We start from the raw sequence: 12138 nt of genomic DNA, 5'->3' as shown, positions 1-12138 counted from the left end.
CCTTACTCCCCTTCAGTTGCTTTGCGGCGCTTGGCCGCCAGCGACACCAGGCGCTGCAGCACCGGTTGCGGAATCACCTTTGCCGCCAGCAGCATCGCGTTCTGCGCCGCGGTCAACGGCCACGCGCCGCCCCGCATCGATCCTTGTTTGGGTATGCCCAGCACGACCCGGGACACGTGATGCATCCCCGATGCGGGAAGAATCCTATTGGACACCAACAACATCGACGCGTCCGGGCCGACACCGCGACGGCGGAACGGACCCCGGTCCCCCAACGCCTTGACCAGGCCGTCGGTGAACCGCTCGGGCGGCCGGGCGAAGCTGACCGCGAATCGGCCGCGGGTGTTCATGGTGTTGTGCAGCCGCGCGTACGGCCCTTCAAAATTGCGATCGTCGGTGGTGCCCGCGTCGGTGATGATCTCGGTGTCGTACGTGCCGGCGACCAAAACGGTGACGCCGAGGCCGAAGGGCGCGATCTCGCACGCCATCGATTCGCCCCAACGTTCCAGCGCCCCCTTGGCAGCGGAATACGGCGCCGTGCCCGGCTGACCGCGCACCCCAGCCGCGCTGGACACCAGCACGATGCGTCCCTCGCCCGCCGCCCGCATCGACGGCAGCAGAGCCTGCGTGAGCGCGACGGGACCCAGGACGCTGGTGGTGAACATCCTCTGCCACAACGCCGTATCGGTTTCCTCGACCATTCCGGCCGCCGAGATCCCCGCGTTGTGCACCAACGCGTAGGGCGCGCCGACGGCCTCTTCGATCGCCTTGGCCGCCGCGGCGATCGACGCGGGGTCCGTGAGGTCGAGCTGCACGCCGATCAGCCGCTCGTCGTCTTCACCCGCCCCGGTCTCCTGCCGCAGCTGCGGCAGCGCGAGGTCGGGGGTACGCATGGCCGCGACCACGCGCCACCCTTCGCGGTAGAGCCGCACGGCCGACGCGAATCCCAGCCCACGCGACGCACCTGTGATGACGACGGTCCGCGGCTCAGCCATTCTTGCCCTGGGTTGCGCAGGCGCCTTGGCCGGGCGGCGGCGGGTCGACGTGCGGCCTGCCGTTCGGCTCGCCGCTCGCCCAGGTCGACCAGATGCCGACCGAGTACGGGCCCTGTGCGCCAGCCTTCTCGTAATACCCTTGCGGGTCATAGACTTTGGCCTCCGGGTACGGCCATGGGCAGGCGACGGAGGTCGCCGCGTGGCTGACCTTGATGACCCAGAACCATGCGCCGTAGGCGAAGTAGGAGACGTTGATGATCGCGAACATCACGAGGAAGGTGCCCAGCACCGGGCGGGTTGGGAACAACTTCGCTTTGGCGGCAAGCTTTTCCGCCACCGATTTACCGGTGTCGTCGCGGTAGCAGAGGATCGCCGCAGGCACCATCACGAAACACACCGAGAACGATTCCCAGATGAGCGGGAATTGGAATGTGGTGCCGGTGAACACCGATCCCCACGGGATCACCTGCGAGTAGATATACATGCCCCAGTGGATCAGGATGTTTTCCAGGAACGCATCAAAAATGAATCCGATCACCAGCGTGATCAGACCCAGGCTGACCAAAGGATGCCGCGACACGTAACTCGTCGGCCCGTACTTTGCCTGCAGTCTGCGCACGAGCCAAACCGCTGGGAAGTAGGGCCCGAAGTAGAACATCACGTAACCGAAGACCACGAACGGTTCGACCGTCGGCGACAACGACACGAGCGGCCAGGATTCGGGCCAGTGAACGAGATCGGGGTTGTAGACCGCGAACGGTGACCAGTTCATGATCGGGTCCTGCCACACGATCAGCGTGGTGCACAGGAACATCAGCATCACCGGGCTCCCGGGATTGCGGCGCCAGTCCCTGATGAAGACGATCAGCAGCACGATCAGCGCCACGACCGTGGCCCAGTCCAGGAACCCGATGTAATCCAGACCGAAGGTGAACTTCACCGGACGCGGCCTGCCCTGCACGTTCGGGTTGGCGACGCGCGGGTCAAGGGCCACACGGCAATTGACGATGAAGAACAGCGCGAACGCGGCCAGGGCGGCACCGGCGATCCAGCCGCCCCAGCCACGCTTCTCGCCGCGCTGCGAAGACGCCGGCTTCTCTTGTGCGGCAGGCGATATGGATTGGTCCGTGCTCATTTTCTGCGCCTCACTCTCCGAAGCGATCGACCAAGTGCGAATTGATGCCGTCGGCATCAAGATTGCGTGCGACCAGATAGCCGGCGCCCATCCAGGCCCGGCGAGTCCACTTGCCGAACGACACCCGGGTGCCCGGCGCGCCGGAGGCCGCGGGCATCATCTTCACCCGTTCCAGCGCCTCTTTGACGCCGCGCGGGCTGAGCGGGTGAGCGTCGGCGAACGCACGCACGAGTGTGGCGGCGACGTCGCGGTTGACCACCGACACGCAATATTCGGGACGGCTGCCGTCGTACTTCTTCGAGTAGCGGTCGAGGAAGTCCTGGCCGACCTGGTTGGCCTCGTCGTATTGGTCGATCCCGGTCCAGCCCATGAACGCTTCCCACATGATCGGATTCACCCAGGCGTTCTGGAAGGCCGTCGTGGTGAATCGCGGCGGGTCCCAATCGACGGCTTGCAGCGCCGGATTGATGAACACGATCCCGAAGCCGAAGCCCAGATGGACGATGGCTTCGGCCTTCGCATCGTGCAGGGTTCGCACGGCTTCGTTGATGTCCTGTGCGGTCTGTGCGATCGCCGCCTCCGCGACGATGCGAATGCCGTTGCGGCGGCAGGCGCTTCGCAGATTCTTGAGGTAGCTTTCGCCGATCAGGTTCTGCTCGACGAGGACTCCGATCTCGGAAAGCCCACGCTTGGCCACGAGGTCCGCGATGAAGATCGGCTCATCGGTCATGGAGCCCTGCGGGAAGGAAAACGTCCATTCGCCCAGCCAGTCATCGGTGCCGGTGACGCTGATGGCCGGGACCTTGAACCGCTCCTCGATGGCGTCGCGGGTCGGGACGCAGTTGTCGGTGATGTGCGGACCGAACACCAGCAGGCAGCCTTCGTCGACGAGTTCGCCGTAGGCGTCGATCACTGCCTTGACCGAACCCTTGGGCAACCCCTCCACCTCGCGGTAGATCATCTGCACCGGGCGGTCGATGATGCCCTGCTCGACGGCTTCTTCGAAGACGAGGTCGAAGCAGCGCGTGAAACTGGCCAACAATTCCTCGGGGAATCCGGGCGGCAGCGTGAAGTCCATCAGGTAGCCGACCTTGATCGGCTCCGCGCTGCTTTCGTAGGACATCTGACCTCCCGGGTGGCAAGCTCAAGCGCGCTGATCAATGAAACCTAATATTTGTTCAGACCCTAGCGGCGGCGGTATGCACCGTCAATCATCGGCCTCACCGGGCCCCGTCCGAGGTGCCCAGATAAATCTCGATCATCTCGCCCAGGGCCTTGCCCACCGCCACGTCGTCGGTGAGCGGCCCGGCGATCGCGGCGCGGGCCGCCTCTCGCATCGTCAGGCCCTCCGCGACCAGCCTGCCCGCCGCGATGAGCACGCGCGTGGAGGCGACCTCGCGTAGCCCGCCGGCCTCCAGGCGGCGGATGGCCTGCCCGAAGCGGACCAGTTCGGCCGCGGTGGCGCCGTCCACGCCCGCCTCGTGCGCGACGATCCCCTCCTCGACATCGGCGGCGGGGAAATCGAATTCGACGGCGACCATGCGCTGCCGGGTCGAATCCTTGAGGTCCTTGAGGACGCTCTGATAGCCGGGGTTGTACGACACCACCAGGCCGAAGCCAGGCGCCGCGTCCAGCGTGATGCCGAGGCGCTCGATGGGCAGCTGGCGCCGATGGTCGGCAAGCGGGTGCAACACCACCGTCGTGTCCTGCCGGGCCTCCACCACCTCGTCCAGGTAGCAGATCGCGCCCTCGCGCACCGCACGGGTCAACGGTCCGTCCACCCACACCGTCTCGTCGCCCCGCAGCAGATACCGGCCGACCAGGTCCGCGGTGGTGAGGTCGTCATGGCAGGCGACGGTGATCAGCGGCCGGCCCAGGTCGTAGGCCATCGCCTCGACGAAGCGGGTCTTGCCGCAGCCCGTCGGACCCTTCAGGACCAGCGCCAGACCCTGTCGATACGCCGCCTTGAAAATCGCTTCCTCACTGCCGACAGACTGGTAATAGGGCCGCACGTCTGCCTTTCCGTCGGTGCCGGACGGAGCGCCGTTCCGGTGAGCGATCCCGGACTCGTTGGCCATTGGTTGCCTTCCGTTGGCCTTTCAGCGTATCTGGCCTTGCAGCGTATCGCGGAACAGATGTTTGTTTCAAGTGCCCTGACGAGCAAGTCGGGCACAGGGATGCGCCAACTCCGTTCTGCGACTTGGCATCAGGCGGATATCTTCCGCCGGACCTCTGCCGAGCGCAGCGCGGAGCGGAACAGCGGTCCGATCACACCGGCCAGTTGGTCGGGACGGGCGATCGTCGCGTGCGCGGTGTTGCCGAACACCCTGCGCAACGAGTGCACATCGGTTCCCGCGCCGATCGTCAGGCAGACACAGCCGGTGCCCCGCCGGCGGGCCTCGGTCAGGGCGCGGCGCGCGTCGGCGGCACCGTAAGCGCGTTCGTAGCCGTGGTCGTAGGCGAGCCCGTCGGACAGCACCACCAACAGCCGGCGCGACGTTCCTCCGCGCGCTTCCAACACCGCCGAGCCGTGCCGGATGGCCGCGCCCAGGCGCGAGTAAGCGCCGGGCTCCAGGCTGTTGAGCCGCCGGATGACCTGCGCGTTCAGGTGGTCGTCGAACCGCTTGACCGGCACCATGCTCACCGCGCGGCGGCCCTGCGAGTAATAGGCGTAGAGCGCGACCCGGTCTCCCAGGTCGTGCAGGGCGACGGTGAGGTTGGCGACCGCGGCGCGCTGTTGTTCGTGCACCGTGCGCGCGGACGTTCCGGGCTCCGCCGACGAACCCGACACATCGAGCAGCAGCAGCACCGACAGGTCGCGCCGCCGCCGCAGGCTGTCGAGGTACACCGCCTCGTCGGGCACCGATCCGGCCCGCACCTCGACGCGGGCTTCGACGGCCGCGTCGACGTCGATGTCGTCGCCCTGCGGTTGCCGGTGGCGACGGTGCAGACCCATTCCCAGTCGCGACAGCGGGCGCCGCACGCCGATCGGGTCGTCGAGTGGCCAGGTCGCCCGAAAAGTGGTGGCCTTGATCTTGGGTTCGACCTCTTTCACGGTGCACCACGCGGGCCGATAGCTCTTGCGCGCGACGTCCCATTCCGGATACCGCACGCCGTCGGAGGCTTTTGCTTCGTCATCGTTCACGTCCTCGCTCGAGGTGGACGCCAGCGACGAGACCGCATGCGCGCCACGGATTCCCGAGTTCGTGCGATGCGTGGGGTTGTCAGCGCCCGGCGGTCCCCCGCCGCTACCGGTCTTGCGGGCCGACGACAGCATCTTCTTCAACCATTTGCCGATAAACCCGCCCCCGCCAACGGGACTGGTGAACAGGTCCGGATCGTCGGAGTCGTCGACCACGCCGTCGTCGAGCTCCTCCAGGTCTTGGGCGGCGTGCTTGCGCGGGACATGTCCGGGATTGGCCGAGTCCTGGTCCGAATCCTGTTGCCGTGCAGCGCGCGACGCCGCCGCCACCACCTTGCCCGCGCGAATCACGCCGAAGACGGCCGGCGGGTCGTCGAGGACGCCGCGTCCGGTGGCGATCGCCAGCGACGCGGCGGGCGAATCGCTGCGGTCGGCGATCTCCCGGTCGCCGATCGAAGCCAGCGCGCTCGGCAACAGGTCGGCGTTGCTGAGCAGGGCGCGGTGCCCCTCGACCGCCAGATAGCGCTTGGCCGTTCGGGGATGGCGGACAAGGGAACGCATCACCTCGGGATCCAGGCTGTCCGCCGCGATCATCGATGCGTGCACCGCGACCGCCTCGAGCGTCGCGCGACCCGCGGCGGCGTCGACGAAAATCGTCTGGCCGTCCGTCCAGGCCGGTTCACCGGGTCGCAGGTCGGCGACCGCGACGGCCCGGCCCGCGAGCGCCGAGGCGAGCATGCCCAGGCCGCGCAGCCGGTCGTCACGAGCGCCATCCGTCACGCCCTACCTCCGATACCTTGTTGACCAAATATCTGTTCCACCGTAGGGTCCGGTACAACCGCAGTCAATCAAACCGGACTGTCGTTTCGTCTTGCTCAGGAGCACACCATGATCGACTTCACCGACCGGGTGGCCGTGGTCACCGGCGCCGGTCGCGGACTCGGTCGCCTGTATGCGCTCGACCTTGCGCGCCGCGGTGCGGCCGTGGTCGTCAACGATCTCGGCGGCTCGATGCGCGGCGACGGCGCCGACGCAAAAGTGGCCGATGAGGTGGTCGACGAAATCAGGAAGGCGGGGGGCAAGGCGGTCGCCTCCTATGACTCGGTCGACAGCCCGGCGGGCGGCCAGGCGATCATCGACGCTGCCGTCGACGCGTTCGGACGGCTTGACACCGTCGTCAGCAACGCAGGCATCTTCGGCAGCGTGCCGTTCGAAGACCTCTCGGCCGACGAGTGGACCCGGATGCTGCGCGTGCACCTCGACGGCGGCTTTTATGTTTCACAGCCGGCGTATCGGGTGATGAAGAAGAACGGCGGCGGACGGTTCGTGTTCATCTCCTCCTCCGCCGGCATCTTCGGTCAGCCCATGGAGGCGCACTACGCTGCGGCCAAAGCCGGGCTGGTCGGGTTGACGAACGTGATCGCGATCGAGGGCGAAGCGCACGGGATACTCGCCAATTCGGTTATGCCCACCGGTTTCTCACGAATGGTCACCGAGACCGTCGGCGACGAGAAGTTCCTCGCCGAATCCGGCTTCATGCAAGCCATTCGGCCCGAACTCGTGGTGCCGCTGGTGACCTTCCTCGCGAGCGGCGCGTGCACGTTCACCCACCGCAACTATTCGGCCGCCGCCGGGCGCTACGCGCGGGTGTTCGTCGGGCTGAGCGAAGGGTGGCTGGCCGACACCGGAACCGAACCGACGGCCGAAGACATCGAGGCGCATCTCGAGAGGATGTCTGACACCGAGAAGTTCTTCGTACCGGGTTCGATCGTCGACGAAGTGCTGGAAGTGTGCGAGCGGCGCGGTGTCAGCGCGATGCCGGGCAACGTTGATGTCGCATTCCCCGAACCGCAATCCAACAGGAGCTGATCGTGGACGACGAATTGGCCAGGCAGATCAAGCGTCTCACCGACCGCGCGGAGATTCACGACTGCATGCAGCGCTACGCGCGTGGGATCGACCGCCAAGATCGCGCGCTCCTGCGGTCGGCGTACCACGACGGCGCCGTCGACGACCACGTCGGATTCGTCGGCGAGGTAGACGATTTCATCGACTGGGCACTGGCCTACCACGGCAACCAGACGCGTTATCAGCACTACCTGCTCAATCACACCTCCGACATCGACGGTGACGAAGCGCACGCCGAGACCTACTACCTGTTCATCGCGACAGACCGCGAACCGGAGAATCACATGACGATCTCCGGTGGTCGTTATGTCGACCGGCTGGAGCGGCGCGACGGGCGTTGGGCGATCGTCGATCGGGTCTGTCTCGTGGAGTTCATGGATGAATCGCAGTCGCTGCTCACCGAGGCGGCCCTCGCGATGGTCGCGGGCGCGCGCACCGGCAGCCACGACACGAGCGACCCCTCGTACGATCGGCCGCTCACGGCGTCGCGCCCGGCGCCGAACCTTGTTGACCAAATATCTGCTCAACCGTAGAGTCCGGCCAAACGTCCGATCAGATCCAAGGGCCAGAAAAGAAACCGTGGACTTCTCGTACCCGGCGGAAGTGGAAAAGTTCCGCACCGAGCTGCGCGACTGGCTGTCGGAGAACCTGACCGATGAGTTGGTGGCCGCGCGGCGGCCCGCAGGCCTCGACGACGCCAAGTTCGAGATGCTGCGCGTCTGGAACGCGACCATGGCGGACGCCGGCTGGGCCGCCGTCTCCTGGCCCACCGAATACGGCGGGCGCGGCGCGACCGTTCTTGAGCAGCTGGTCTACACCGAGGAAACCACGCGCGCGCGAGCGCCGATGCCGCTCAACGTGATTGGGCTGAACAACATCGCGCCGGCCATCATGCAATACGGCACCGAGTCCCAGAAGCTCACGCTGCTCCCCCGCATGATGCGCGCCGACGACATCTGGTGCCAAGGGATGTCGGAGCCCGAAGCGGGATCCGACCTGGCGGCGCTGCGCACCCGCGCGGTGCGTGACGGTGATGACTTCGTCGTCGACGGCCAGAAGATCTGGACCTCACTCGGACACCGGGCCGACTGGTGCCAGCTCTACGTGCGCACGGACCCCGAAGCGCCGAAGCACAAGGGGATCTCCTGCCTCATCGTCGACATGACGCTGCCTGGCATCGAAGTCCGCCCACTGGTCACCCTCAACGGAGACGCCGATTTCGCCGAGGTGTTCTTTCACGATGTGCGGGTCCCGGCCGACGCGTTGCTCGGGCCGTTGAACGCCGGCTGGCAGGTGGCCACCACCACGCTCAGTCACGAGCGCGCCGGGGCCGCCAGGTTGTACGCGGAGATGCAGGTGCGGCTCGAAGAACTCGTCGACGACATCGCTGCGGCCGGCGCGCTCGAAGATCCCGTGACGCTGCAACGCCTGGGCGAAATCGGCTTGCGCATCAAATATCTCGAAGTCCTGTGCCAGCGGTCGATCTCGGCGACGCTGCACGGCGGTGACGCGTTGGGCTCGGCCAGCCTCGCCAAAACCGTGTGGGGCGAGATCGGACAGGACCTGGCCGCCCTGGCCTTCGATGTGCTGGGCACTCGCGGGGCGGGCGCGCCGTGGGCGAACTACCGGCTGACGTCGCGTTCACTGACTATCGCGGGCGGGACGAGTCAGATCAACAAGAACATCACCGCGCAGCGGGTACTGGGGTTGCCGCGCAAATGAACCTGGAACTCACCGACGAGCAGGTGGCGCTGCGTGACACCACACGACGCTATCTCGCCGAGAAGGCATCGGTTTCCGACCACGTGCGGCCGCTGCTCGACGACCCGAGGGGCATGGACGACGCGGTGTGGCGTGGGCTAGCCGATCTCGGCACCACCGGCCTGCTGGTGCCCGAGGAGCACGGCGGGGCCGGCATGACGATGGTCGAGGCCGGCGTCGTTGCCGAAGAGCTGGGCGCCGGGCTGCATCCGGGGCCCTGGCTGTCGACCGCGGTGGCCGCCACTCGGGCGCTGACCCGGCTCGGCGCCGGCGATGCCGGTGCTGAGTTGTTAAGCGGAATCGCCGACGGCACGACGATCGCGACGGTCTGCTTCCTGGATCGCGCCTCGATGGCCGCCGACCGCCAGGGCAACGACATTGTGCTGCGCGGCGAGGTCGCCGCGGTGCCCGACGCCGCTGCCGCCGACGTCCTGCTGACACTTGCCGACGATTCCGACGGCACCGGACTTTTCGCGGTCGAGCGGTCCAGCGTCTCGATCACACCCGAATCCGGTATCGACCAGACCCGCAAGCAATTCCGCGTCACCTTCGATGGCGCACCCGCGCGACGGCTGACCACGGCCGAACCGGCGGACGTCGCCGCGGTGGTCGACGACGTGCTGATCGCCACCGCCGCCGACGCGCTCGGTGCCGCGCGGGCCATCGCCGACCTAGCGGTCGAATACGCGAAGACGCGAAAGCAATTCGGCCAGGCGATCGGTTCGTTCCAGGCGGTCCAGCACCTGTGCGTCGACATGTATGAGACCGTCGAGCTGGCTCGCAGCGGTGTCATCCATGCGCTGTGGGCCGGCGATGCGGCCGATTCGGATGAGCGGCATCTTGCCGCGCTGCGCGCGAAGGCGTTCTCCGGGCGGCTGGCCACCGTCGGCGACACCGCCATCCAGGTGTTCGGCGGTATCGGCTACACCTGGGAGCACGACGCTCACCTCTACTTCAAGCGCCTGTTGAGCTGGAGCGCGCTGCTGGGTCCGCCCGACCGGTATCTCACGGAACTCGGTGCGCGCCTTGCCAACAGCGGGGCGCGCTGATGGACATCGAGTACCTGCTCACGGCGACGCCGTCGGCGCGCAAGTCTCTCGACCTCGACGCGCCTGTCGACCTCGGCGACATCCGCGAGTGCCTGCGCATCGGCCTGCAGGCAGCCAACGGGTCGAATGCCCAGGCATGGCGGTGGCTGGTGGTGACGGACCCGGACCTGCGCGGCAACATCGCCAAGCTGTACCGCGATGCGTATCTGCTCAGGGTCGGTGGGCAGATGGTGGCCGGCCTCATGCCCGCCGGGACGCCCGAGGCGCGGGTCATGTCGTCGACGGAGTGGCTGGTCGAGAATCTGGCGCGGGTGCCGCTGCTGGTAATCCCTTGCTACGAGCCGTACTTGCCGCGCATCGACGGCGACGAGTCGTTTCACCTCGCCACGCTGTACGGTTCGATCTTCCCGGCGGTCTGGAATTTCCAGCTGGCCCTGCACACCCGCGGATACGGAACCTGCATCACGACCTTGCACCTGCACCGCGAAGACGAAATCCGGGAATTGCTCGGGATCCCGGAAACCTATATCCAGGGATGCCTGCTGCCGGTGGGCCGGCTGCGCGCGGGCCGCACGTTCTCTCCACCCGGGCGGCGACCCGTCGACGAGGTGGTCAGACGCGACGGCTGGGACGGCCCCGCCCTTTAGAATGGGGCTTTCAGCGCTTTGTGCAGCGCATTCGATATGCACAGTCTGATAACCTCTAACAAAGATTTGGTTCGGTTTGAGAGGACGAATGCGTATGATCGCGAATCCGCTGTCATCCGGGTTTGCGAAGCGCTAAACATGGCGAAAGCCGCGTCATTGCGAGCCATTGACACCGCCGATTCGGGGCCCCGTCGCGCCGAGATCCTCGCAACCGCAGCCTCGTTGATCGCGTCTTCGGGATTGCGGACTTCGCTGCAGGAGATCGCCGACGCGGCCGGCATTCTCCCGGGCAGCCTGTACCACCATTTCGAATCCAAAGAAGCGATCCTCGTCGAGTTGATCCGCCGCTACCAGGAAGACCTGGAGCGCATCGGGCGCGAGGCACAAGCACGGCTGGACGAACCCGACTCGCGTCCCATCTCCGAGAAGATCACCGAGTTGAGTGCGGCCATCGCCAACTGTGCCGTCCGGCATCGCGCCGCCCTGCAGATGTCGTTCTACGAGGTGCCCAGCACGGATCCGGAGCTGCTGGCCACCACCCAACAGCAACCGGCGGCGATTCAGCAGGCCATGCTGCAAGCTCTGCGCGCCGGACGGTGGAGCGGTTACATCAAATCCGACATCGACCTTCCGACGTTGGCCGACCGAATCTGCCAGTCGATGCTGCAGGTGGGGCTGGACGTCATGCGCGACAAGGCCTCCGCCGACCAGGTGGCCGGGCTTTTGTGCCGAATCATCTTGCAAGGGTTGGCGTCTCGGCCACCCGGCGACGCCGCGCTGGATCGATCCGCCGCCTTCGCGGCCGCCAGTGCCGTCGTCGAATCGTGGACCGACGACAGCGATGGCGAGGCCAGCGACAAGGCCGCACACGTCCGTGCGGTGGCCCGAAGCGAGTTCGGCCGCAAGGGGTATGAGGTCACCACGATCAGGGACATCGCGTCGGCGGCGGGCCTCGGCACCGGCACCGTCTACCGGGTGATCGGTTCCAAGGACGAACTGCTGGACTCCATCATGCGGTCGTTCGGCCAGAAGGTGGAGGCGGGCTGGGTCAGCGTGCTTCGCTCTGACGCCACGGTGATCGAGAAGCTGGACGCGCTGAGCTGGGTCAACGTCAATGCGCTTGACCAATTCTCCGACGAGTTCAGGATTCAGCTGGCGTGGATGCGGCAGTCGCCGCCGACCACCAACCCCGGGTGGTCGTATCCCACCCGGCTTCGGCAGATGAAATCGCTGCTCTCCGAGGGCATCCGATCCGGCGAAATCCGGATAGATTCCCCGTCGGGCGCGATGCTGGCGCGTTGCGTGATTGGCATCCAGTGGATACCCGAGAACATTCTGCGCGCGATCGGCATCCGCGCATCGTTGCTGCACGCGCGCGACACCGTCTTGCGCGGCGCCGCGGTTCGCGGCAAGTAAGACCGTCTAAATTAGCCTGCCCCCGGTATTGAACCAAATAACTGTTACCCATACAGTTGTGCAAATAGAAGAATCGGATTGTCAG

The 12138-nt window shown here is 66.5% G+C and carries 11 protein-coding genes; 6 read left to right on the top strand and 5 right to left on the bottom strand.

Annotated elements, in window-relative coordinates; translation table 11 throughout:
- Window positions 1-2: 2 nt before the first annotated feature.
- The 5 genes from JOZ00_RS19365 to JOZ00_RS19345 all read right to left on the bottom strand — a co-directional run bounded on the left by JOZ00_RS19365 (window position 3) and on the right by JOZ00_RS19345 (window position 6010).
- On the bottom strand, window positions 3-995 hold the full coding sequence (locus JOZ00_RS19365; RefSeq protein WP_293346486.1) for an SDR family oxidoreductase: 993 nt from the start codon (window positions 993-995) through the stop codon (window positions 3-5).
- A complete protein-coding gene (locus JOZ00_RS19360) occupies window positions 988-2130 on the bottom strand; it encodes a spirocyclase AveC family protein (RefSeq protein WP_293346483.1) in 1143 nt (380 codons plus the stop codon). Before JOZ00_RS19360 ends, JOZ00_RS19365 begins: the two co-directional genes overlap by 8 nt.
- A gap of 10 nt (window positions 2131-2140) precedes the next feature.
- Window positions 2141-3253 carry an ABC transporter substrate-binding protein gene (locus tag JOZ00_RS19355; RefSeq protein WP_293346480.1) on the bottom strand — a complete coding sequence of 371 codons (1113 nt, stop codon included), beginning with the start codon at window positions 3251-3253 and terminating at the stop codon, window positions 2141-2143.
- A gap of 97 nt (window positions 3254-3350) precedes the next feature.
- Window positions 3351-4208 carry a CbbQ/NirQ/NorQ/GpvN family protein gene (locus JOZ00_RS19350; protein ID WP_293346478.1) on the bottom strand — a complete coding sequence of 286 codons (858 nt, stop codon included), beginning with the start codon at window positions 4206-4208 and terminating at the stop codon, window positions 3351-3353.
- A gap of 128 nt (window positions 4209-4336) precedes the next feature.
- Window positions 4337-6010: a VWA domain-containing protein gene (locus JOZ00_RS19345; protein WP_366022369.1), complete on the bottom strand. Its 1674-nt coding sequence runs from the start codon at window positions 6008-6010 to the stop codon at window positions 4337-4339.
- A 150-nt stretch (window positions 6011-6160) separates the two neighbouring features.
- Here JOZ00_RS19345 and JOZ00_RS19340 point away from each other — a divergent pair, with 150 nt between their 5' ends.
- From JOZ00_RS19340 to JOZ00_RS19315, 6 genes are all read left to right on the top strand, one after another.
- Window positions 6161-7141: an SDR family NAD(P)-dependent oxidoreductase gene (locus tag JOZ00_RS19340; RefSeq protein WP_293346472.1), complete on the top strand. Its 981-nt coding sequence runs from the start codon at window positions 6161-6163 to the stop codon at window positions 7139-7141.
- Between the two features lie 2 nt (window positions 7142-7143).
- Window positions 7144-7713 carry a nuclear transport factor 2 family protein gene (locus tag JOZ00_RS19335; protein WP_293346469.1) on the top strand — a complete coding sequence of 190 codons (570 nt, stop codon included), beginning with the start codon at window positions 7144-7146 and terminating at the stop codon, window positions 7711-7713.
- A 46-nt stretch (window positions 7714-7759) separates the two neighbouring features.
- The gene (locus tag JOZ00_RS19330; protein ID WP_293346467.1) at window positions 7760-8902 is read left to right on the top strand and encodes an acyl-CoA dehydrogenase family protein; all 1143 of its coding nucleotides are present in this window, start codon (window positions 7760-7762) and stop codon (window positions 8900-8902) included.
- Window positions 8899-9990: an acyl-CoA dehydrogenase family protein gene (locus JOZ00_RS19325; RefSeq protein WP_293346465.1), complete on the top strand. Its 1092-nt coding sequence runs from the start codon at window positions 8899-8901 to the stop codon at window positions 9988-9990. The genes JOZ00_RS19330 and JOZ00_RS19325 overlap by 4 nt, the downstream gene beginning before the upstream one ends.
- Window positions 9990-10637 (top strand): nitroreductase family protein, encoded by a 648-nt coding sequence (locus JOZ00_RS19320; RefSeq protein WP_293346463.1) that lies wholly within the window; start codon window positions 9990-9992, stop codon window positions 10635-10637. The genes JOZ00_RS19325 and JOZ00_RS19320 overlap by 1 nt, the downstream gene beginning before the upstream one ends.
- A 138-nt stretch (window positions 10638-10775) precedes the next feature.
- Window positions 10776-12053 carry a TetR/AcrR family transcriptional regulator gene (locus JOZ00_RS19315; RefSeq protein WP_293346461.1) on the top strand — a complete coding sequence of 426 codons (1278 nt, stop codon included), beginning with the start codon at window positions 10776-10778 and terminating at the stop codon, window positions 12051-12053.
- Window positions 12054-12138 lie beyond the last annotated feature (85 nt).

The organism is Mycobacterium sp. (assembly GCF_019243155.1).
Lineage (GTDB): Bacteria > Actinomycetota > Actinomycetes > Mycobacteriales > Mycobacteriaceae > Mycobacterium.
This window is presented reverse-complemented; position numbering and strand designations above follow the sequence as displayed.

Bases quoted from the DNA above. Each gene is read 5' to 3' on its own strand.
- JOZ00_RS19315 (WP_293346461.1), top strand. From the start codon at position 10,776: ATGGCGAAAGCCGCGTCATTGCGAGCCATTGACACCGCCGATTCGGGG.
- JOZ00_RS19355 (WP_293346480.1), bottom strand. From the start codon at position 3,253: ATGTCCTACGAAAGCAGCGCGGAGCCGATCAAGGTCGGCTACCTGATG.
- JOZ00_RS19360 (WP_293346483.1), bottom strand. From the start codon at position 2,130: ATGAGCACGGACCAATCCATATCGCCTGCCGCACAAGAGAAGCCGGCG.
- JOZ00_RS19365 (WP_293346486.1), bottom strand. From the start codon at position 995: ATGGCTGAGCCGCGGACCGTCGTCATCACAGGTGCGTCGCGTGGGCTG.
- JOZ00_RS19320 (WP_293346463.1), top strand. From the start codon at position 9,990: ATGGACATCGAGTACCTGCTCACGGCGACGCCGTCGGCGCGCAAGTCT.
- JOZ00_RS19340 (WP_293346472.1), top strand. From the start codon at position 6,161: ATGATCGACTTCACCGACCGGGTGGCCGTGGTCACCGGCGCCGGTCGC.
- JOZ00_RS19345 (WP_366022369.1), bottom strand. From the start codon at position 6,010: ATGCTCGCCTCGGCGCTCGCGGGCCGGGCCGTCGCGGTCGCCGACCTG.
- JOZ00_RS19325 (WP_293346465.1), top strand. From the start codon at position 8,899: ATGAACCTGGAACTCACCGACGAGCAGGTGGCGCTGCGTGACACCACA.
- JOZ00_RS19350 (WP_293346478.1), bottom strand. From the start codon at position 4,208: ATGGCCAACGAGTCCGGGATCGCTCACCGGAACGGCGCTCCGTCCGGC.